This is a genomic window from Kitasatospora sp. NPDC089509 (genome assembly GCF_044749365.1).
In the GTDB taxonomy this organism is placed as follows: Bacteria; Actinomycetota; Actinomycetes; order Streptomycetales; family Streptomycetaceae; genus Kitasatospora.
In genome coordinates, this window is sequence record NZ_JBIVHS010000005.1 from 331342 (window position 1) to 352350 (window position 21009).

Annotated in this window: 15 protein-coding genes; 5 read left to right on the forward strand and 10 right to left on the reverse strand. The window is 75.6% G+C overall.

Annotation, left to right across the window (positions count from 1 at the left end):
- Positions 1 to 282: 282 nt before the first annotated feature.
- The 3 genes from ACIP4P_RS13765 (at position 283) to ACIP4P_RS13775 (ending at position 3560) form a co-directional block, all read left to right on the forward strand.
- Positions 283 to 1593 (forward strand): glycosyltransferase family 4 protein, encoded by a 1311-nt coding sequence (locus tag ACIP4P_RS13765; RefSeq protein ID WP_400917593.1) that lies wholly within the window; start codon positions 283 to 285, stop codon positions 1591 to 1593.
- Between the two features lie 114 nt (positions 1594 to 1707).
- Complete coding sequence (locus ACIP4P_RS13770) at positions 1708 to 2502, forward strand: class I SAM-dependent methyltransferase (RefSeq protein WP_400917595.1); 795 nt, start codon at positions 1708 to 1710, stop codon at positions 2500 to 2502.
- Positions 2499 to 3560, forward strand: coding sequence for a prenyltransferase (locus ACIP4P_RS13775; protein WP_350511154.1), 1062 nt, complete (start codon positions 2499 to 2501; stop codon positions 3558 to 3560). The genes ACIP4P_RS13770 and ACIP4P_RS13775 overlap by 4 nt, the downstream gene beginning before the upstream one ends.
- Before the next feature lie 151 nt (positions 3561 to 3711).
- Here ACIP4P_RS13775 and ACIP4P_RS13780 read toward each other — a convergent pair whose 3' ends face one another.
- From ACIP4P_RS13780 to ACIP4P_RS13795, 4 genes are all read right to left on the reverse strand, one after another.
- Complete coding sequence (locus ACIP4P_RS13780) at positions 3712 to 4653, reverse strand: hypothetical protein (protein ID WP_350511155.1); 942 nt, start codon at positions 4651 to 4653, stop codon at positions 3712 to 3714.
- A 209-nt stretch (positions 4654 to 4862) separates the two neighbouring features.
- On the reverse strand, positions 4863 to 5813 hold the full coding sequence (locus ACIP4P_RS13785) for an N-acetylmuramoyl-L-alanine amidase (protein WP_400917597.1): 951 nt from the start codon (positions 5811 to 5813) through the stop codon (positions 4863 to 4865).
- A 7-nt stretch (positions 5814 to 5820) separates the two neighbouring features.
- Complete coding sequence (locus ACIP4P_RS13790) at positions 5821 to 7095, reverse strand: hypothetical protein (RefSeq protein WP_400917599.1); 1275 nt, start codon at positions 7093 to 7095, stop codon at positions 5821 to 5823.
- A gap of 208 nt (positions 7096 to 7303) precedes the next feature.
- On the reverse strand, positions 7304 to 7960 hold the full coding sequence (locus ACIP4P_RS13795; RefSeq protein ID WP_400917601.1) for a class I SAM-dependent methyltransferase: 657 nt from the start codon (positions 7958 to 7960) through the stop codon (positions 7304 to 7306).
- Between the two features lie 210 nt (positions 7961 to 8170).
- On the opposite strand from ACIP4P_RS13795, the gene ACIP4P_RS13800 reads away from it, so the two are divergent.
- The gene (locus ACIP4P_RS13800; protein WP_400917603.1) at positions 8171 to 9262 is read left to right on the forward strand and encodes a Zn-dependent alcohol dehydrogenase; all 1092 of its coding nucleotides are present in this window, start codon (positions 8171 to 8173) and stop codon (positions 9260 to 9262) included.
- A 107-nt stretch (positions 9263 to 9369) separates the two neighbouring features.
- On the opposite strand, the gene ACIP4P_RS13805 is transcribed toward ACIP4P_RS13800, so the two are convergent.
- The 6 genes from ACIP4P_RS13805 to lanL form a co-directional block, all read right to left on the reverse strand.
- The gene (locus tag ACIP4P_RS13805; protein WP_350511160.1) at positions 9370 to 9543 is read right to left on the reverse strand and encodes a hypothetical protein; all 174 of its coding nucleotides are present in this window, start codon (positions 9541 to 9543) and stop codon (positions 9370 to 9372) included.
- A 165-nt stretch (positions 9544 to 9708) separates the two neighbouring features.
- Positions 9709 to 11415 carry an ATP-binding cassette domain-containing protein gene (locus tag ACIP4P_RS13810; protein WP_400917605.1) on the reverse strand — a complete coding sequence of 569 codons (1707 nt, stop codon included), beginning with the start codon at positions 11413 to 11415 and terminating at the stop codon, positions 9709 to 9711.
- 1077 nt (positions 11416 to 12492) lie between these two features.
- Positions 12493 to 14151: an ATP-binding cassette domain-containing protein gene (locus tag ACIP4P_RS13815; RefSeq protein WP_400917606.1), complete on the reverse strand. Its 1659-nt coding sequence runs from the start codon at positions 14149 to 14151 to the stop codon at positions 12493 to 12495.
- A 104-nt stretch (positions 14152 to 14255) separates the two neighbouring features.
- The gene (locus ACIP4P_RS13820) at positions 14256 to 14399 is read right to left on the reverse strand and encodes a VenA family class IV lanthipeptide (RefSeq protein ID WP_350511163.1); all 144 of its coding nucleotides are present in this window, start codon (positions 14397 to 14399) and stop codon (positions 14256 to 14258) included.
- A 206-nt stretch (positions 14400 to 14605) separates the two neighbouring features.
- Positions 14606 to 16597 (reverse strand): alpha/beta hydrolase family protein, encoded by a 1992-nt coding sequence (locus ACIP4P_RS13825; RefSeq protein WP_400917609.1) that lies wholly within the window; start codon positions 16595 to 16597, stop codon positions 14606 to 14608.
- Positions 16594 to 19641: a class IV lanthionine synthetase LanL gene (gene lanL, locus ACIP4P_RS13830; RefSeq protein ID WP_400917611.1), complete on the reverse strand. Its 3048-nt coding sequence runs from the start codon at positions 19639 to 19641 to the stop codon at positions 16594 to 16596. Before lanL ends, ACIP4P_RS13825 begins: the two co-directional genes overlap by 4 nt.
- Before the next feature lie 522 nt (positions 19642 to 20163).
- Here lanL and ACIP4P_RS13835 point away from each other — a divergent pair.
- A complete protein-coding gene (locus ACIP4P_RS13835) occupies positions 20164 to 21000 on the forward strand; it encodes a Nif3-like dinuclear metal center hexameric protein (protein ID WP_350511166.1) in 837 nt (278 codons plus the stop codon).
- The last annotated feature ends 9 nt before the right edge of the window (positions 21001 to 21009 follow it).

Genomic DNA, 21009 nt, shown 5'->3' on the forward strand with positions numbered 1-21009 from the left:
GTCGGTCGGGGCCGGTCGCGGTCGTTCCGGGGTCGGTCCGGGGCCGATCGGGGGTCGAGCGAGGGGTGATCGGGGGCCGATCGGGGGTCGAGCGGGGCGGGCGTGGCGGGAATCACCAGCCCTGCCCCCTGAGCGAAAGCTACGGGCCGGTATCTTCGAGGTCTCTCATTGTTCACATGGTCGATGACGAGTTCCACAGCCACTGAAACCTGATCTACTTTAGCGACCGGTGCCACCGTTGGCGCCGCTCGCACCGATAGCAGCCAGAGATGAGGGCCGAGGATGACCGCGCAGCCGCTGCGGATTGCCCTGCTGTCGTACCGCGGGGACCCGTTCTGCGGCGGCCAGGGCGTGTACGTCCGGCACCTCTCCCGGGAGCTGGCCAGGCTCGGCCACCACGTGGACGTGATCGGCGCCCAGCCCTACCCCGTGCTCGACGAGGTCGACGGCCCCGGCTCGGTCCGCCTGGTCGAGCTGCCCAGCCTGGACCTCTACCGCGCCGACGACCCCTTCCGCACGCCCGCCCGCGCCGAGTTCCGCGGGCCCGTCGACGTGCTGGAGTTCGCCACCATGCGCACCGGCGGCTTCCCCGAGCCGCTCACCTTCTCGCTGCGCGCCCGGCAGTACCTGGCCCGGCACAAGGGCCGCTACGACGTGGTGCACGACAACCAGACCCTCGGCTACGGCCTGCTCGGCCTGGCCCGGCACGGCTTCCCGCTGGTCACCACGATCCATCACCCGATCACCGTGGACCGGCAGTTGGAGCTGGACGCGGCCCCCACCCGGGGCAAGCGGCTCTCGCTGCGCCGCTGGTACGCCTTCACCCGGATGCAGCGCCGGGTCGCGGCCCGGCTGGACCACGTGATCACCGTCTCCGGCACCTCGCAGCGCGAGATCGCCGAGCACCTGGGCGCCGCCCCCGGCGCCATCTCGGTGGTGCCGATCGGCGCCGACACCCGGCTCTGGTCGCCCTCGGCGGAGATCGAGCGGGTCCCCGGCCGGATCGTCACCACCTCCAGCGCGGACGTGCCGCTCAAGGGCCTGGTGTTCCTCGTCGAGGCGCTGGCCAAGGTCCGCACCGAGCGGGACGCCCACCTGGTGGTGGTCGGCAAGCCGCAGAAGGAGGACGGGCCGGTCGCCGAGGCGGTGCGCCGCTTCGGGCTCTCCGCGCACATCGAGTTCCGCACCGGCCTGAGCGACCGGGAGCTGGTCGACCTGTACCGCTCGGCCGAGGTGGCCTGCGTCCCCTCGCTGTACGAGGGCTTCTCGCTGCCCGCCGCCGAGGCGATGGCCACCGGCACCCCGCTGGTGGCGACCACCGGCGGGGCGATCCCGGAGGTCGCCGGGCCGGACGGCGGGACCTGCCTGGCCGTGCCGCCGGGGGAGGCGGACGCGCTGGCCGCCGCGCTCGGCCGGCTGCTGGACGACCCGGGGCTGCGCGCCGAACTCGGCGCGGCCGGCCGGGACCGGGTGCTGGCCCGGTTCACCTGGGAGCGGGCCGCCGAGCTGACCGCCGAGGCCTACCGCGCGGCGATCGCCACCGGCGTCGGCGCCCGGGCCCGCTCCGGGCCGGGGTGGCGGTACGTGCCCTGAGTCCGGCGCCCGAGGCGTCGAACCGGCGGAGCGTCGACCTGACGAAGCTTTCCGGCGAAGTGTTCTGACGAGACGTCAGGAACGCTTGGTAGCAATAGGAATGGGAGCCCTGCAGTGCTGACCGTCGATTTCTCGCGCTTCCCGCTCGCCCCCGGCGACCGGGTGCTCGACCTGGGCTGCGGCGGGGGCCGGCACGCGTTCGAGTGCTACCGCCGCGGCGCCAATGTGATCGCCCTCGACCAGAACACCGAGGAGATCGCCGAGGTCAAGAAGTGGTTCGCCGCGATGGAGCTGGCCGGCGAGGCCCCCGAGGGCGCGTCGGCGGTCGCGATGGAGGGCAACGCGCTGGCGCTGCCGTTCGAGGACGACTACTTCGACAAGATCATCATCTCCGAGGTGATGGAGCACATACCCGATGACAAGGGCGTGCTCAACGAGATGTTCCGGGTCCTCAAGCCGGGCGGTCTGCTCGCCGTGACCGTCCCGCGCTGGCTGCCGGAGAAGATCTGCTGGGCGCTGTCCGACGAGTACCACGAGGTCGAGGGCGGCCACATCCGGATCTACCGGGGCGACGAACTGCTCGGCAAGCTCAAGGACGCCGGCCTGGAGCCGTACGGCACCCACCACGCGCACGCGCTGCACTCGCCGTACTGGTGGATCAAGTGCGCCGTCGGCGTGGACAACGACAAGGCGCTGCCGGTCAAGGCCTACCACCAGCTGCTGGTCTGGGACATCGTCGGCACCCCGGTGATCAGCCGGATCACCAAGGCCGCCGAGAAGGCGCTCAACCCGGTCATCGGCAAGAGCTTCGTCGCCTACGCGTCCAAGCCGCACCGCCCCGCCTCCGGGCGCACCGGCTCCGAGCGGGCCGCGTCCGAGGGCACCGCCTCCGAGCAGGCCGACGCATGACCGCCGCCGTCCCCGAGGTGCTGCTGCTCGACGGGGTGCTGGACGCCGAGCAGGCGGCCGACACCGTCCGCAGCATCCTGGCCGAGCAGCGCCCGGACGGCGCCATCCCGTGGTTCGCCGGCCACCACCTCGACCCGTGGGACCACACCGAGGCCGCGATGGCCCTCGACACCGCCGGCGAGCACGCCGCCGCCGAGGCCGCCTACCGCTGGCTCGCCGCCCGGCAGAACCCGGACGGCTCCTGGTTCGCCGCGTACACCGACGGCGAGGTCACCGACCGCGCCAAGGAGAGCAACTTCTGCGCGTACATCGCGGTCGGGGTCTGGCACCACCACCTCAGCACCGGCGACGACGCCTTCCTGGAGTGGATCTGGCCGGTGGTCCGGCGGGCGCTGGACTTCATCGTCGGCCTGCGGCTGACCGGCGGCCCGATCGCCTGGCGGGTGGACGAGGAGGGCGGCGCCACCGAGGAGGCGCTGCTCACCGGCTCGTCCAGCATCCTGCACGCGCTGCGCTGCGGCCTGGCCGTCGCCGACTACCTGGAGGAGCCCCAGCCCGACTGGGAGCTCGCCGCCGGCCGGCTGGGGCACGCGATCACCCACCACCCCGAGCGGTTCCTCGACAAGGGCCGCTACTCGATGGACTGGTACTACCCGGTCCTCGGCACCGGCCTGCGCGGCGACGCGGCGGTCGAACGGATCGACCGCGACTGGGACCGCTTCGTCGTCCCCGGCCTCGGCGTGCGCTGCGTCAGCGACCGCCCGTGGGTGACCGGCGGCGAGAGCGCCGAACTGGCCCTGGCGCTCTGGGCGATCGGCCAGTCCGACCGCGCCGTGGACATCCTGCGCTGGATCCAGCGGCACCTGCGGCACGAGGACGGCTCCTACTGGACCGGGTACGTCTTCGAGGACGACGCGATCTGGCCCGAGGAGCGCACCACCTGGACGGCCGGGGCGCTGCTGCTCGCGGTCGCCGCGCTCGGCGGGGACCCGGCGACGGTCGCGGTCTTCGGCGGCGAGCACCTGCCCGCCGGGCTGGTGGTCCAGGACTGCTGCTGAGCCTGCGGGCGGCCGGGGCGGCCGGGGCGGCCGGGCCGGGCGAGCCTCCGGGACGTCCGGCCGGGGCGGGCGCTCACCGCCGCGGCGCGGACGCCGAAGGGGCGGGACCGGAGATCCGGTCCCGCCCCTTCGGCGTGTACGGCGACGGGCGTCAGCCGCGCTGGATGCCCGTGGTGTCGGCGAGCACGCCCTGGGTGCCGTCCGGCAGCTGGGCGACCAGGGCCGCGCCGCGCTGCTCGACGGCCAGGTACCAGGTGCCCGGCACGACCTCGCCGACCGGGGCGCCGGTCGGGTTGTCCTTCGGCGCCAGCTGGCGCGGGGCCGGGACGGCGAACCAGAACGGCTGGAAGTCCGCCGCCGGGGCGGCCGGCTGCTGGGCGGCCGGGGTCGGCTGCGGCGCCGGGGCGCCGGCGTCCTGAGGCTGGACCGGCTGACCGGCCTGCACCGGCTGGCCCGGCTGCGGCTGGCCGGCGGCCGGGTAGCCGTAGCCGCCGGGAACCGGCTGGGCGCCGAAGGCCGGGTCGTGGGCCTGGCCCGGGTAGCCGTACTGGCCGGGGCCGGGCTGGCCGGGGGCACCCGGGTGACCGGGCTGACCCGGCATCGGGTAGCCGCCCTGGTAGGGGACGGCCGCCGGGCGGTCGCTCACCAGCGGGGCCTGCAGCGCCGGCACCAGCGGCGAGGCCGCGGCCGCGCCCGCCAGCACGATCAGCGAGATCAGGCCGAGCCAGGCGCCGAAGCCGTGGCTCAGGCTGCCCACGGTCGGGCCGCCGCCCAGCGCCCAGAGCGAGGTCCACAGCGCGGCGACGCTGAACGCGATGCCCCACTGGTCCAGCCGCAGACCGAGCACCTGGCGGTTGGCGGCCGCCGGGCCCTGGAAGCGCTGCACCAGGATCAGTACGGCGGCGGCGATCCCCAGCAGGAAGATCGAGGGCAGGATGGGGAACAGCTCGGTGCTCCACGCGTTCTGCGAGGTGGTCCCGCAGTACCGGCCGCTGCAGTCGACGGTCCAGTAGGGCAGGAAGGAGGCGATGAAAAGCAGGACGGCCCCGCCTGCGACGGCGGCGTCTCCCCTGGTGAGAGCGCGCAGATTCACTTACGTTCCCCTCGTTGACGTGTCGTGGACGGTGCTTCGTGCGGTCGGGTTGACCGGCCGAAACTCCCGAACGGACCAGAAGCCTAGGCCCAACCGTCCCGCCGGTGCACAGCGGGACCGGGAACGGGTCGAAGTCGTTGCAAACCGCTCGGGCGGGGTGGGTTGTCGTCCACCGCTCCCGAGCGTCCCAACTCCCTTGCCGGGCTTGCTCAGTGCGTCGTCAGGAAGGCGGCCAGCGCGTCGGAGATCCCCTGGGCGGCCTGTTGGCGCCACTGAGGGTCCGTCATCCGCCGGGCGTCCGCGGAGTTGCGCATGTTACCGCACTCGATGAACACCTTGGGAACCGCCGAGAGGTTGAGGCCGCCCAGGTCGGAGCGGGTGTCCAGGCCCTGGTCGGCGATGTAGTCGGCGTACGGCTCGCCGGTCGCGGCGTGGAAGCGGTCGCGCAGCAGCAGACCCAGCCGGTGCGAGGGCTCGACGATCGCCGAGTTGTCCGCCTTTCCGGCGACCACCTTCGCGGGCATGATCACGTGGAAGCCGCTGCCGCTCGCCGGGCCGCCGTCGCCGTGCACCGACAGCGCGACGTCCGCGTGCGCGTCGGCGCCCGCCCGGGCGCGCTCGTCGACGCACGGGCCCCAGGGGCGGTCGCCGTCCTGCACCAGCACCACCTTGGCACCCCGGGCGGTCAGCAGGGCGCGGGCCCGGCGGGTGACGTCCAGGGTGTAGTCGGCCTCGGTGTAGCCCGCGTTGGTCTCGGTGCCGGTGGTGTCGCACTCCTTGCGGCCGTTGCCGACGTCCACCTGGCGGTTGATCTCGGTGGGGTGGGAGAAGTTGCCGGGGTTGTGGCCGGGGTCGAGCACGATGGTGCGGCCGGCGAGGTCGCCGGTGGGTGCGGTCGTGGGTGCGGTCGTCGGTGCGGCGGTGGTCGGCGGGGCTTCGGGGGTGGCCGAGGTGGCGCCGGCGGACTCGCCCGGGGTGGACGGCGTGGCCGGGGTGGCCGGGGCGGCCGGGGCGGAGGCCGCGGCGCCCGCCGGGCTGGAGTGGTCCAGGGCCTGCCAGCCGAACCAGCCCGCCGTGCAGAGCGGGACGGCCGCGGCGACCACGGTGGTGGTGCGCAGCAGGGCGGAGCGGCGGGGCGGTCGGGAGGGCTGGCCGGTCACGGGTCGTTCAGATCCTGTCCGAAGTGGGCGGGGTGATGCCGTAAGCGGTCGCGATCGGGCTCCACTTGGTCAGGAAGTCCGACTTCGCCTGGGTGGCCTGCGGGTTGAGCTGGTCCGCGTGCTTCTTGTCCGCGGTGGTCGGCGCCCGGCCGGAGCAGCCCTGGGCCGAGACGGCGCGCGCCCAGGCCGCGTACGCCCGGTCGACGTCGGCGGACAACTGCCAGGCGGACTTGAGCGAGTTCACCGCGTCCGCGCCGCCGGGCAGGTCCGAGACGCTCAGACCGGCGAGCTTGGACAGCAGGCCGTCGCGCTGCTTGGCACCGTTGTCGAAGACCTGCGCCGCGCTGTCGATGTCGGCCTTCGCCGGGCAACTGCTCACCTTGGCAACGGCGTTGCTGATCGAGGCGCGGGCGTTCTCGCCGTCGGTGAGCAGACCGTCCAGCGCCTGGGCCTGGGTCTTGGCGTTGGGGCCGGCGGTGGTCGCGGTCGGGGCCGGCGTGCCGGAGGGCGTGGCCGGGGCGCTGCCGCTCGGCGCGGCGTCCGTGCCGGTGGGCGCCGGGGCGGGCCGCGGATCGCCCGAGCCGCTCGCGGTGGCGGCCGACGGGGCAGGGGCGGCCTGGTCCTTCTTGGCGTTGCCCGAGGTCGCGTACAGCAGGCCGCCGCCGACCGCGAGCACCAGCAGCAGGGCGAAGCCGATCAGCAGCGGGGCCTTGCGGTTGGTCGGGCGGTCCTCGTCGTCCTGGTCGTCGACCGGCTCGTGGACCGGGTGGTCCGGGTACGACTGGGCGCCGTACGGGGGTTGTTGGTACGGACCCTGCTGGTACGGGCCGGCCGGGGGCGGCGGCGGGTAGACGTAGCCGGGGCCGGGGAGGCCGCCGCCCTGGGGGGCGCGGTCCTGCGGGGCGGCGTGCGGGGGGAACGGCGTGGCCGCGGAGGGGGCACCCGGCGGCGACGGGGGCACCCGGGGGAGGGCGGCGGTGGGCGCCCCCGGGCCGGTGTCGGCGGCGGGGCCCGGCGCGGGTGCCGACGGGGGCGTCGACGCGTCCCGGGGCGGGTCGAATCCCGGGGCGGTGGACAGGTACGGGCGGCCGCCCAGCGGCGGGCCCTGGTCGCCGACCGCGCCCGCGGCCGGGGGAGGGGCCGGAGTCGGGGTCGGGGGCGCGGGTGGTGCGGCGGGGGCGGATTCGGCCTCCGGGCGCTGCGGATTGCGGACCCAGCCGCCCGCGCCGCCGCGCGCGGTCGGGTCCCAGACCGCGGGAGCGGTGTTGTGCTGGTCCGTCATGTGTCGCTGGCCCCCACCCGTCCGCCGATGCTCTGCCTGGTGCTGCCGCCGGTGCCGCAGCCGCCTGGTGCTGCGCGGACACCGTACCGTTCGAACCCCCGGCCGACAGCCCCGGCACGACGTTAGAGCATCCGGATGCGGCGGCGGGGGTGATCTCGCGGTGCGGACGGGCGTGGCGGCGGGTGGAGGGGGCGTACGGACTGTCGGTTCAGCCGGCGGTGCGGCGCAGCACGCGCAGCGAGCCGGTCACCGAGACCTCCTCGAAGCCCTCGGCGAGCGCCCGCAGGTACACCCGGTACGGGGCCTGGCCGCCGTCCGCCGGATCCGGGAACACGTCGTGCACCACCAGCAGGCCCTCGGGCGCCAGGTGCGGCGCCCAGCCGTCGTAGTCGCCGGTCGCGTGCTCGTCGGTGTGCCCGCCGTCGATGAAGACCAGGGCCAGCGGCCGCCCCCACAGCGCGGCGATCTGCGGCGAGCGGCCGACCAGTGCGACCACGTGCTGCTCCAGCCCGGCGGCGTGCAGGGTGCGGCGGAACCGGGGCAGGGTGTCCATCAGCCCGACCTCCGGGTCCACCAGGGTCGGGTCGTGGTACTCCCAGCCGGGCTGCTGCTCCTCGGAACCGCGGTGGTGGTCCACGGTCAGCGCGACCGCCCCGGCCTCCCGGGCCGCGGCGGCCAGCAGGACCGCCGAGCGGCCGCAGTAGGTGCCGATCTCCAGCAGCGGCAGCCCGCCGGTGCGCCGGGCCGCCTCCACCGCCGCCGCGTACAGCGCGAGGCCCTCGTCCACCGGCATGAACCCGGTGGCCGCCTCGAACGCCGCCAGCACCTCCGGCGCCGGACGGGCGCCCTCCAGCAGGTCGGACATATGCGGTGCTCCTCGGGGGTTCGGGCGGCGGACGGACGTGCTCGGACCCTACTCGACGGTAGCGGTGCGCGGGCCGCCACCCTCCCCGGGGCCCCGGCACCCCCGAGCCGGTCGCCGGATCCGCCGTTCTGGAACGCGTTCTAGTCGGGCCCCGGTGGCCGTGCCAGAATCGGCCCGACCCTTGACCCGAGGCACACCGGGAGCAGCCCCATGCGCGCAGCCGTCCTGCACAAGACCGGCCAGGAGACCCTCGACGTCCGCGAGGACGTGACGGCCGTCGGCTTCGGTCCGGGCACCGTACGGGTCCGGATGCGTGCCGCCAGCCTGTGCCACTCCGACCTCTCCGCGATGAACGGGGTGCTGCCGCAGCCCGCGCCGTTCGTCCCCGGGCACGAGGGCGCCGGGGACGTCGTCGAGGTCGGCGAGGGCGTGACCGGCGTCGAGCCCGGGGACCGCGTGGTGCTCTGCTGGATGGCCCCCTGCGGCCGCTGCGCGCACTGCGAACACGGCCGCGGCCACCTGTGCGTCGCCAGCCTGCGGCGGCTCGGCGAGCCCGGCTTCCGGCTCGCCGAGGACGGCACCGAGGCCTCCGGCTTCTACGGCACCGGCGCCTTCGCCGAGGAGGTGGTGGTCACCTCCGACGCCGTCATCAAGGTGCCCGCCGACCTGCCGTACGAGGCCGCCGCGCTGATCGGCTGCGGGGTCACCACCGGCATCGGCGCCGCGGTGAACACCGCCCGGGTCGAGCCCGGCTCGTCGGTCGCGGTGATCGGCGCGGGCGGGGTCGGGGTGGCCACCGTCCAGGGCGCCCGGGTCTGCGGCGCCGCCCGGATCACCGTCGTCGACCCGGTCGCCTCGCGCCGCGAACGGGCCCTGGCCTTCGGCGCCACCGAGGCGATCGCCCCCGAGGACCTCAAGGCGGTCGCCAAGGGCCTGCCCGGCGGCGGCTTCGACTACGTCTTCGAGGCCGTCGGCCGTGCCGCCACCGTCCGGGCCGGCTACGACGCCGCCCGGCGCGGCGGCGCCGTCGTCGTCATCGGCGCGGGCGCCCGCGACGACCTCGCCCAGTTCACCATGGGCGAGCTGTTCTTCAACGAGAAGCGGCTGCTGCCCTCGCTGTACGGCGGGGCGCCGGTGGCGCGCACGATCGGACTGGTCGTCGACCTGTGGCGGGCCGGCCGGATCGACCTCGACGGCATGATCACCCACCGGGTCGGACTGGCGGACGTCAACCGGGCGATCGCGCAGATGCGCAGCGGCGAGGCGTTGCGCACGGTGGTCTCGCTGGACCCGCAGGGCTGAGGACGTGCGAGCGCCCGCCGGGGACGTCCCCGGCGGGCCCTCGCGGTGGTGCGGTCGTTCCTTCCGGCTTTCCGGCCTTTCGGTCGGGAGCGGCCGTCCGGTCGGGATCAGCCCTGGACGCCGGCCGCGCGGTGGCGGCCGTGCGGGTCCGTCCCGGCGGTGTCGTCGGCGGCGGAACCGCCCCGGTGGCGACCGTGGAGCGCGGTGTCCTCGGCCGTCTTCTCGTCGGCGTCGGTCCCGTTGATCGCGGGTCCGGTGGTGTCGGTGAGGGTGTCGGACATGGGAATCGTTCTTCCGTGCGGAGGGTGCAGGTCATCGGCGCCCGTCCGGCGCCAGCGGCACACGGTCGGGTCCCCGATCGGGCGCTCGGTACGCGCCCACAGCCGGTGATCGCGGCCCGTGCCCCGGCCACCATAACGGCCGGGACTGACGAGATCCTATCGACCTCATGAGGCGAGTCCCGTCCGTCCCGAAGGCACCGAACCCAACCAGTGGCCCACCAGTTCGCGGTAGAACGGCGAGAGCACCTGCAGATCGCCGTGACGGGCCGACAGCCCGCGGCCGCCGTCCAACAGCAGTACCCGGTCCGCCCGCAGGGCCGAACTGATCCGGTGCGCGATCACCACCAGCGTCCCCGGCCGCTCGGCGAAGGCCCGCTCCACCCGTTCCTCGGCGGCGGCGTCCAGCCGGCAGGTCGCCTCGTCCAACACCACGACCGCAGCGCGCGCCACATACGTCCGCACCAGCGCGAGCAACTGGCGCTCACCGGCGGACAGTTCACCCGGATCCCGCAGCGCGCCGGTGGTCAACCCGCCCAGGCGGGCCACCAGTTCACCCGCGCCCAACCGTTCGACGGCATCCGTGAGGTCCCGCTCGGACACCTCCGGAGCCAGCCAGGCCAGGTTGTCCCACAGCGACCCCGGGAACACGTACGCCTCCTGCGGCAGCAGCACCACCCCGTGCGGTCCGCCGCCCACCACCACCGTCCCGGCGGTCGGCGCCACCAGGCCCGCCAGCAGCCCCGCCAGGGTCGACTTCCCCACCCCGCTCGGCCCCACCACCGCCACGTGCTCCCCGGCGCCGAAGACCGCGTCCAGCCCGTCCAGCACGGCCGCCGCCCCCGGGGCGTGGGCGAACCGGACCCCGACCAGCCGCACCTCCCCGACCGGAACGCCGGCCACCCCGTGCGGCGTCGTGCCAGGTGGAGGGGTGTGCTCCGTGACCGTGGCCAGCCGGTCCAGCACCACCGCGAGGTTGAGCAGCCAGCCGCCGACCGTGCCCGCCAACGTCCGTACCGCTGGATCGAGTTGCTGGAGCAGATAGGTGGCGACACCGAGCAGCTCGCCCGCCGTCAGCGCATCGTGCGCGAGCAGCCACGGGGCCGCGGCGAGGACGGCCAGCACCGGCAGCCGCCCGCCGAGCGCCACCACCAGTGCACGCAGGGCCGACGCCCGGCCCAGCGCGCGGGCGGCCGCGGCACTCTCCTGCGCGGCCTCCGCCAGCGCCCGGGCGACGTCGGCGCCGGTACCCGTCGCCTGCACGTCGCGCAGCCCGTCCAGCGCACGCCCGGCCGCGGCGGCGAGCCGCTCCTCGGCCAGCACGACCGACTCCCGCCGCGACGCCATCGGCCGCAGCAGCCGAACGAAGACCAGCCCGGCCGCCAGCAGCGGCAGCAGCACCAGCGGCAGCACGGCCGGCGCCAGCAGCGTCAGCCCGACCAGGGCGGCGACCAGGGTGACCCCCACCCCGCGCAGGGTGCGGAGCAGCGTGGCGGTCAACTGCCTTGCGGACTCGACCTGTTCGGTGAGCCGGGCGACCTCGGCCGGATCCGCCGTGGGGCGCGCGAGCGCACTGCGCACCACCCGCTCGACCAGTGCGTCCCGCAGCGGCTCCACCACCCCGGCGAGGTACGGGAACCCAGCCCGCGCCGCGTGGGCCCGGACGGCCATGGTCGCCCCGAACCCAGCCAGCCAGGCCACCCCGACCCCCGGCCGCCCGGCCAGGAACCCCTGATCGACCGCCGCCGAGACGAACAACCCGGACACCAGCGGCGGCAGCGCCTCCACCCCTGACCACACCAGCAACCGCACCAGCGCCCGCCGCGTCCCCCGCAACTGCCGGACCAGCAATCCCCACCCCGGCGCCCCCGCCATCGAACCCTTCCGCCGCCGACGCCCTCGCGCCCGTTTCGGGGGAAGCGGTCGAATGGGAGGTCGGCCCCGCCGACTTTCTGTGCCGGCTGCTGCGCGGCTTGAGGTGAGCTGCATGGGAAGTCGATCCAGCCGGCTTTCTGGGAGGGAGAGGAGAGTCGGCCAGGCCGACTTCCCCACGGACAGGGCTGATAGGGCCAACAGCGCGCACTGGAAGTTGACCCGTCCGACTCCCGGCGCCACCGCAGAAACGTTTCGGCGATCCACCCCCACACGGCCAATGGCAGACCTGCCCCGCACCAGAAGTCGGCCCGGCCGACTTTCTGTGCAGAGGTGATCCGCAGCCACCGGCCGATGCGGTTCCCCAGCCTGGTGGGACGCGCGGGGGATTTCCCTGCGCGAGAAGTCGGCCTGGCCGACTTCCTGTACAGGTGAAGAAACGCAACTGCTGCCGGTGCTCGTGTGGGCGACAACGGACCGCCCGGCACGAGAAGTCGGCGGGGCCGACTTCCTGCGCGGTGGTGATCCGCGGCCGCTGGCCGGTGCGATTCCCCAGCCCGGTGGGACGCGCGGGGGGCTTGCCTGCGCGAGAAGTCGATCTGGCCGACTTCTCGCGCAGAGGCGATCTGTAGGCGCCAGCCGATGCGACAAGCCGCCAGGGCCGATGCGCCGGCAGGATTTCGTCGTCGTCCCCTGTGTGGCAGCTGGAGGAGTTGCTTGCGCAGGAAGTCGATGTGGTCGACTTCCTGCGCGGGTGCGGAAACGTATCTGCTGCCCGTGTGGGCGACAGATAGCAGACCTGCCGGCAGCGGAAGTCGGCTCGGCCGACTTTCTGTGCGGCGGCCGTGCTCGGGCCAACAGGAGAATTCGGCGGAGCCGATTGTCCAGGTGCAGGGCTGGGGACCGCTGCTGTGACCCCCCAGCCCAGCACCGCTCCACTGCGGCACGGTCTGGCGGGGATTGCTCCGCACCAGAAGTTGATCTGGCCGACTTTTGGTGCGATTGCCCGGTGCGATGGGCGGGGACCTCCGGGGAATGGGAAGTCGACGGGGTCGACTTCTGGCGCGGCGCGGGGACGGGTCATGCGGTGGCCGCGTGGAGGGAGGTGTCGGCGAGGGTGGCGCGGTAGTCGGGGTGGGCGAGGAGGGTGGTGTGGGGGGCGAGGGCGCGGAGGCGGCCGGCGTCGAGCCAGGCGACCAGGTCGGCGCGGGCGGCGACGGTGCCGCGATGGGCGATCACCAGGCGGGTGCGGCCGTGGGTGGCGCGGTCGAGGGCCTCGGTGACCTGGTACTCGGTGGCGAGGTCCAGGCCGGAGGTCGCGTCGTCCAGGACGACGACCCGGGTGGGCCGGGCCAGCAGCCGGGCGAGGCCCAGGCGTTGCAGTTCGCCGCCGGAGGGGTGGAGTTCGTCCAGCGGGGTGTCCCAGCCCCGGGGCAGTCGGGCGAGGAAGCCGTCCGCGCGGGCGGCCGTCGCCTCGGCCGGGCCGGCGCCGGCCAGCGCCTCGCGGACGGTACGGCCGACCAGGGTGGGCCGGGCGAAGGCGTAGCCGACCGCGTGCCGCAGTTCGGCGGGGGACAGGGCGCTCACCGGGACACCGTCGATCAGCACGGTGCCCTCGTCGGGGTCCCGCAGCCGCCCCGGCAGGGCGGCGAGCAGGGACTTGCCGGAGCCGGAGCGTCCGACCAGGGCGACCGTACGGCCGCCGGGGACGGTGAGGTCGATCGGGCCGAGGAGGACCCGGTCGCCGTCGCGCACCACCACGCCCCGCAGGGTGACCTCCCCGGGCCCGCCGGTCGGCAGGGTCGCGGTGCCCGTCGGGGCCGGTGCGAGGGCCAGCAGTTCGTCCACCCGGGCCTGTCCGGCGCGGGCGTGCGCGACCCCGACCAGCGACTCGACCTGCTCGAACAGTCCCGCGCCGAGTGCCGCCCAGCCGGCCGCCGCGGCGAGCGCGCCGGGGGCGAGGGCGCCGTCCGCGAGCAGCGACCCGGCGGTGGTGAGCACCGCGACCTCGACCAGGGCGATCAGCAGGGTGGCCTGCCAGGCGGTGCGCCGCTGCGCGGTCCAGAGCGCGTGCCCCGCCGCGGAGAGTTCCGGGAGCGGCGCCAACACCCGTGCGGCCTCGCGCTGTTCGGCGTGTGCCGCGTGGATGCTGCGCAGTCCGGTGAGGGCGCCGCCGAGTCGGGCGGCGATCTCGGCCTGGACCTCCTGGTAGCGGGCGAACACCGGCCCGGCCTGGCGCAGGAAGAGCCGGATCAGCAGCACACCGGGGACCACCCCGGCGAAGAAGGCGAGGGCCAGCCAGGGCGACAGGGCGGCGAGTCCGAGGATCGCGCCGACCGAGGTGAGCAGCGCGGTGGCGGCGCCGAGGACGGCGGGACGTCGGCCGCCGGCGTCGCCGGCCGAGCCGAGCAGTCGGGCGGCGAGGTCGCCGGGCGGCGGCCCGCCGTGCAGTCGGCCACCCGGCCCGAGGGCGAGCAGGTGACGGATCAGGCGTCCGCGCAGGGCGGCGGTGGCCTCGGCCGAGCAGGCCGGTCCGGCCACCGCGGCGGTGGCGTCGGCGGCGGCCGCCACGCCCAGGACGGCGGCGAGCAGCAGGTAGGGGCCGGGGCCGCCGGAGCGGTGGTCGAGGGCGGCGTCGACGGCGCCGGCGAGTACGGCGGGCAGCGCGAGGGTGGTGACGGCCTCGACCGGCAGGGCGATGCCGAGCGCCAGCGTCCATCGGTCCGGGCGGCGGGGCAATGCGGGGCTCCCGTCGGTGAGTCGGAGGATCGGAGGGGGGAAGAAGGGTGCCGTCCCCGCCTGTCCGGACAGGCGGGGACGGCATACCTCGGACCAGTGCGCGATCAGCTGTTGGTGAAGATCAGGCAGGTCAGGATGAGACAGGTGTACTGGCAGCCGCTGCCGTGGCCGGTCAGCTCGACGGACTCGGTCTCCGGCAGGTCCTGCAGCGCCGCGAGGTCGGTCTCGAAGTCCACCATGTTGTCCATGATCGGGTCCTCCCCTTGAGGTGCGCCCGCCGCGATCTGCCTGCGGGCGTCGGGTGTTGAACCCCGGAAGCGGCCTCCATCCGCCGCACCGGGGGTGGTGCCCCGGACCGCACGGGGTCCGGGAGTCTGTGAGGTGTCGAGCCCGGTGAACGGTCAGGGCTCGGTGAGCAGTCAGGGCTCGGTGAACAGGTGGAACGGCCGGGGCGTCAGCCCGGGCGGCCGGTCCGCAGGAACGCGGCCAGCAGCTCGTGCAGGACGGCGGCGCCCTCCTCGGCCAGCACCTCGTGCCCGGAGCCGGCCGCCTCCACGTACCGGAAGTCCGCGCCCTCGACCCGTCCGATCCGCAGCAACTCGTGTCGCAGCGAACGGGATTGGCTGACCGGAACCACCTCGTCCCGGTTGCCGTGCACGACCAGCAGCGGTGCGCTCAGCCGGTGCGCGAGCTGGAGCACGTCGCGCGGCCCACGGGCGTCCGTGATCGGCTCGCCGCCGCCCAGCCGGGTGGTCAACGCCCTTACGGGAGGCGCCGCTTCGGCCAGCAGTCGGGCGCCGGACAGGAACGGCGCGACCACCGCGCAGCGGGCGACCTGCTCGGTCGGCGCGTGCGCGGCCGCCAGCAGTGCCAGGAACGCGCCGTAGCTCACCCCGAACAGCGCGGGCGGTTCCAGGCCGAGTGCGGCCCGCTGCCCGGCGATGCCGTCCAGCAGGTACAGCACGTCGTCCAGGTCGGGCCCGCCCCAGGCGCCCCGGATGGCCAGTGCGTGCGGCACCCCGTAGCCGGTGGAGCCGCGCTGGTTGGGCGCGACCACCGCCAGGCCCTCGGCGGCCATCCGCTGCAGCGCCGGGTCGAACTCCAGCCGCCAGGCGTCGGCCGGTCCGCCGTGCAGGGCCAGCACCAGGTGCGGGCTGCTCAGCCAGGCGTCGCCGCCGTACACCACGGCTTCCAACGGACCGGCCGGGCCCGCGAGTTCGAGGCTCTGTGCGGGCTGCCAGCGGCCGCCGTCGCCGGCCGGGGTGCTGCCGTCCAGGCGCCAGCCGGGCGGCGGGGTGCGGGAGACGCGCGGTCCGCCGGGCTGCCAGGGCAGTACGGTGTCCCGCCACGGTCCGGGCAACCCCGAGCTCAGCGGCGCGAGTTGGAGCGGCAGTGGCATCGGGACCGAGGTCGCCGGGGCCGGTCCGTGGGCCAGTAGGGCGTCGACGTCCAGGGTGGCCAGCGCCGCCGGGTGGTCGGGCGAGGAGTACGGCATGCGCAGTCCCGCGCCGCCCCAGTGCCCGACCGCGCCGAGTCGCCCGGGCGGCACCGGCAGCGGGTCCAGCCGCCCGGCCGCGGGGCGCCACAGGGCGAGCGCCGAGCCGGCCCCGTGGTCGATCTGCACCGCGACCCGCGGGCCGTCGGCCGCCTGCCGGAGCGCGACCGGCCGCAGGAACATGCCCGCGACGTGCAGGCATTCCGGGAACCGCAACGGCTCCCCGCCGCCCAGGAAGCCCCAGCCGAGCCGGTCGGTGCCGGGCGCGTCGCTGCGCACCATCGCGAAGCGGCTGTCCGGGTCGAACAGCACCAGCCGGTCGTTGCTGTGCTCGCCGATCTCCAGCAGCGGGGTGGTGGTGCCGCTGCGCAGGTCCAGCACCACGCTGCGGACCAGCCCGCCGGCCACCCGGTCCAGTGCGAGCAGTGCGCCCGCGTGGTCCAGCCAGGTGCCGCCGCCGTGCAGGCCGGGGATCTCGGCGACCCGGACCGGCTCGCTGCCGCCCGCCCGGACCAGCCACGCGGTGGTCGCCGGACGGGTGTCCGTGCCGAGGGCGATCGCCACCGGGGGGTTCGGGCCGGCGTCGGGCGGCACGGGGAGCGGCAGCAGGCGCAGCCCGGGCATCCGGAGCGAGGCCAACTCCTGCTCCACGGTGCCGTTCTCGCCGTACGAGAGGCGGACCAGGTCGTGCCGCTCGCCGTCGTGCCGGCAGACCAGCACCGAGCCGTCGGGCAGCGCGACCAGTTGTGAGCGCAGCTGCTCCGAGCGGTTGCCGGACAGCGCAAGCGCGGTCGGTGCGGCCGGTGAGCCGTCCGTCGGAAGCCGCCAACTCTCCACGTACCAGCCGCTGTCGGCGGCCGCGGCCAGGCAGGCCGCGTGGCTGCCGTCGGCGGAGAAGGAGAAGCTCAGTCGGCGCAGGGCGCGGGTGGTGGTGCGGGTGGCCGTGTTCACGCCTGGCTCACCCCGCTCCCGGGGTGGGGGAGTCGGCCGCGGACGGGGGAGACCGGGTCCAGCCAGAGCCGGGGGCCGCCGTGCCGGAGCCGGAGCAGGAAGGCCAACGGCCCCGCGGTGCCGGTGCCGTAGCCGGCGGCGCAACCGGTGCCGGTCTCGTCGGGGAGGACCAGCAGGCCGTCGCGCAGGGCGGCGCGGGCGGCGATCAGTCGACCGAACTCCTGGGCGCCGGTGCGGAATTCCGGATCGTCGGTGGCCTCGGCGAGGTCCAGCAGGTAGTCGCCGTCCCCGGCCAGGCCGTGGCAGGCGCTCACCCCGCTGTGCCAGCGGCCGGCCAGTACGGCCCGACCGGCGGCCCGGGCCAGGTCGAGTGCGTCGGTGTCGCCGGTGGCCCGCCACAGGCGCAGCAGGAAGCTGCCCGCGCCGGAGGAGCCGCTGCACCAGTGCGAGAGCCGGAGGTGTTCCGGATCGCCCGCGCTCTGCGGCCACCAGGCGGTGGTGCGGTCGGTGGCGCGGTCGGAGGCAGGGCCGGCGCCGCCCCACCGGACGGTCGCGGCGAGTGTCAGCCCGGCGTCGAGCGCGGCCGAGATGCAGGCGTCCCGGAGGGCGCAGTCGTCGGTCGCCTCGGCGGCGGCGAGGAGGAAGGCGCCGACGCCCGCCACGCCGTGCGCGAAGCCGAGGTGGGTGATCCCGGCGAGCGCCGAGTCGAAGTCGGCCGGCACCGGCCAGACCGTCCCGTACGGTTCCGGCCGGGCGGCGGCGAGCAGGGCACGGGCGCAACGGGCGACCCGCTCGGCGAAGCCGTCGTCGAAGTGCTCTGTGGCAAAACGGAGTTGGGTGAAACCCGCGCCCGCCGCGCCGTGGCACACATCGGGGTTGGGCCATTCGACGGCGATCCGTCGGGCGAGCGCGGCGGCCCGCTCGGCCGCCTCGGCGTCGCCCAGCACCCGGGCGGCGTCCAGCAGCGCCCAGGCCGTCCCGGACCGCCCGAAGTGCAGCCCGGGCAGCACCACCGGCTCGGCGGCGACCCGCCGCTCGATCCACTCCACGGCGGTACGGGCGGTGCGGGCCGCCTCCGCCCGCACCACGGCCGGCAGGCCCTGCGTCGCAACCGCCCGCGCCAGTACGGCGAGCACGCCCGCGGCGCCGTGCTGCACATTGCACGGGTCCGTCCGCTCCCCGGCGGGCACCACGGGCCACAACCGGTCGGCCCGTTCGGGCGTCGCACCGACGGCGAGGTGCCGCAGGCCGTCGCGCAGCAGCCGGTCGAGGGACGGGCCGTCGGCATCCTGCGGCGGGCCGGACGGCAGCGCGCCGGACGGCGTCGAGTCGGCGTCGGGCCGGGCGGCGGCGTGCCACAGCGGGGCGACGAGGACGGGCGTGGTCACGCGTCGACGGGCGTCCCGGCTGTCCGTCGGGGCGGAGCCGCCCTCCAGGGGGTTCCGAGGGGCAGTCGAAGGCGACCGCCCGACGGCCCCGGGAGCAGGAGCGCCCAGCGCCTCCCGGACCCGGGCCACCCCCCACCGCAGTCCCGGCGCCTCCGCCCGCAGCCCCAGCACCGCCGGTGCCAGCCGCCGCGCCGTGGCACCCGAGCGGGCCGCGAGGGCGAGCCAGCGTCCGAGCCGTTCGGCGACCGGACGGGCGTGCGGAAGGTCCTCCGGCAGCAGCGGGTCGTGTCCGGTGGCGAGCAGGAAGAGCAGTCCGCCGAGGGCGTACAGGTCGACGGCCGGGTCGGCGACGCAGGAGCCCGCGAGGGCGAGCCGGCCCTGTTCGGGGGCGCGGTAGCCGGGGGTGCCGGCGGAGCCGGCCGAGCGGCCGGTCTCGGCGGCGAGTTCGAGGTCGACGAGCCGCAGGGTGCCGTCGGGGCGGACCATCACGTTGCCGGGGGAGAGGTCGCGCAGCACCAGTCCCTGGCCGTGCACCCGCTCGACCAGGTCGAGCAGCCCGTGCACCACCGGTTCGGCCTCCGCCCAGTCGACGTCCGGGCTGCCGTCGCGCCGCAGTCGGGCGGCGACCCAGGCGCCCAGCGGCTGTCCGGCGATTCGTTCCTGCACCAGGAAGACGGAGTCGTCCTGCTCGATCAGTTCGACGGCGCGCGGTGCCAGTCCCTGCCCGTCCAGCCGGGCGAGCAGCGCGGCCTCGTGCCGCAGCGCGTCGCGGGCGTCCGTCCCGGCGCGGTCGACCTCGATGTGGGCGCGGGCCTGCTTGACCACGACCTCGGCCCCGCCGGCGGCCTCCCGGCCGAGGAACACGCCGCCCTTCGCGCCGTGCCGTACGGCGGCGGTGACCGCGTAGCGCCCGGCCAGCAGCACCCCGCCCGCACCGCGGCGAGCGGTGGCGGTGGGTCCCGCGAACGGGTCCCGCACCCACCCCGGTGCCCGGTAGGAGCCGCCGCGCACGTCCTCGGTCCGCTCGCCGCCCGGCCCGCGCAGCACCGAGCGGTACTCCCCGTCGTTGCCGAGTTCGGGCCGCGCCGCGAACGCGCCGTAGCGGTAGTGCACCCGGCTGCCGGGCCGGTACGGCCGGTCGGACAGGACGACCGGGCCGGGCAGCCCGGCCGTCACCCGGTCCAGTTCGGCCGCCAGCCGTTGGAACTGCGCGTCGTCGGCGGGGTAGACGGTGATGAACTTGCCCGCCGAACCACGGTCGCTGTTGCGGGAGTTGAGCTCGCGCAGGCGCTCCTCAGTGGCGGCGAACTTGAAGCTGCACGGGTCCGTGGCGAGCACCCGGACCACCGCCGCGAGCACCTCCCCGCCGACCACGGAGGCCGCACTGACGTGGAGCTTCCAGCCCTGCTCCGGTAAGCGCGCCGAACCGACCGCCGAGCCCGCCGCCGAGCCCCCCACCGAGCCGTCCGACGAAGCGGACGGCCTGGCCGTGCACCAGAAGCCCCCGACGGTGACCTCCCAGTCACCGCCGCCTCCCCGGCCCCCGGCGCCGGCCAGCGCCGCCCGCGTCGTCTCCGGCCACGCACCGGCCGCATCCGGTCCGCGCCCCGCCGATCCCGGGCCCCCGGCCGTGCGCAGCGATGTGCCTGCCCTCATCCGCCGCCACATCCCTTCGTCTCGGCCGCTGAGCCACGGGTGCCACTGCTCGGCACCCGGGCGTGCGGCCCGGCCTGATCGGTTTCCTCGGTTGCGATCCCCTCCAGGGGGTGTGCGCCCGGTGACTCCCGTCCGGCGGGCCTCGGCCCGCGCCGGCGGAGTGCATCCCTCCCCGCCCCCGGTGGGGGGCTACTGCCGGGGCAACTCCCGTTCGCAGGACTGAAGTTAGTTTCGAGAAAACCGCAGGCTCAACGCAGAGCCGGTCACTTCACTCGTAAGGGTGATCAGTGGGCGGTTTCGAATTCGTACGAGAACACTGCTGTGAGTAACGGGCGCCCGGCGCACGGGCGCGTACGACGCGCGCGGGCTCCGAACGGGCGCCCCGGACCGGGCTCCGGGCGCTCCGGCCGCAGGTTGACGCGCATCCGTACGGCACCAGCACCCCCGTCCGCGGTCCCGCCCGGCCCCGTCCCCCGAACGGCCGAGGCCCGACCGGCCCCGCGCGCACGGTAGTCTCGACAGGTGCCGAAACTGTCCGACGTCATCACCGCGCTCGAAGAGGTCTACCCCCCGCAGTGGGCGGAGTCCTGGGACGCCGTCGGCCTGGTCTGCGGAGACCCCGGGGCCGAGGTCGGTCGCGTGCTGTTCGCCGTCGACCCCGTCCAGGCGGTCGTCGACGAGGCCGTGGAGTGGGGCGCCGACCTCGTGGTCACCCACCACCCCCTGTACCTGCGCGGCACCACCAGCGTCGCCGCGACCACCTTCAAGGGCCGGGTGGTGCACACGCTGATCACCAACGGCATCGCGCTGCACGTCGCCCACACCAACGCCGACCACGCCGACCCCGGCGTCTCGGACGCGCTGGCCGAGGCGGTCGGCCTCAAGGTCACCGGCCCGCTGGTGCCGGACCCGACCGACCCGCTGGGCCGTCGCGGCACCGGCCGGATCGGTCTGCTGGAGCCCCCGCTGACGCTGTCGGCCTTCGCCGCCCAGGTCGCCGCGGGCCTGCCCGCGACCGCCGCCGGCGTGCGCGTCTCCGGCGACCCGGACCGGCTGATCGGCCGGGTGGCGGTGTGCGGCGGCTCGGGCGACAGCTTCTTCGCCGACGTACGGGCGGCCGGTGTGGACGCCTACGTGACCGCCGACCTGCGTCACCACCCGGCCTCCGAGGCCACCGAGGCCGCGCCGGTCGCGCTGGTCGACGCCGCCCACTGGGCCACCGAGTGGCCCTGGCTCGGCCTGGCCGAGCGCGCCCTGCGGGCCGTCGCCGACCAGCACGGCTGGGCCGTGGAGACCAAGGTCTCCCAGCGGGTCACCGACCCGTGGACCGCGCACGCCCCCATGTCCTTCACCGCCTGACCCGATCCA

Excerpts from the sequence above, each read along its gene's own strand:
- ACIP4P_RS13790 (WP_400917599.1), bottom strand. The coding sequence starts at position 7,095 with ATGACGGACCAGCACAACACCGCTCCCGCGGTCTGGGACCCGACCGCG.
- ACIP4P_RS13805 (WP_350511160.1), bottom strand. The coding sequence starts at position 9,543 with ATGTCCGACACCCTCACCGACACCACCGGACCCGCGATCAACGGGACC.
- ACIP4P_RS13820 (WP_350511163.1), bottom strand. The coding sequence starts at position 14,399 with ATGGACAACATGGTGGACTTCGAGACCGACCTCGCGGCGCTGCAGGAC.
- ACIP4P_RS13795 (WP_400917601.1), bottom strand. The coding sequence starts at position 7,960 with ATGTCCGACCTGCTGGAGGGCGCCCGTCCGGCGCCGGAGGTGCTGGCG.
- lanL (WP_400917611.1), bottom strand. The coding sequence starts at position 19,641 with ATGAGGGCAGGCACATCGCTGCGCACGGCCGGGGGCCCGGGATCGGCG.
- ACIP4P_RS13800 (WP_400917603.1), top strand. The coding sequence starts at position 8,171 with ATGCGCGCAGCCGTCCTGCACAAGACCGGCCAGGAGACCCTCGACGTC.
- ACIP4P_RS13765 (WP_400917593.1), top strand. The coding sequence starts at position 283 with ATGACCGCGCAGCCGCTGCGGATTGCCCTGCTGTCGTACCGCGGGGAC.
- ACIP4P_RS13810 (WP_400917605.1), bottom strand. The coding sequence starts at position 11,415 with ATGGCGGGGGCGCCGGGGTGGGGATTGCTGGTCCGGCAGTTGCGGGGG.
- ACIP4P_RS13775 (WP_350511154.1), top strand. The coding sequence starts at position 2,499 with ATGACCGCCGCCGTCCCCGAGGTGCTGCTGCTCGACGGGGTGCTGGAC.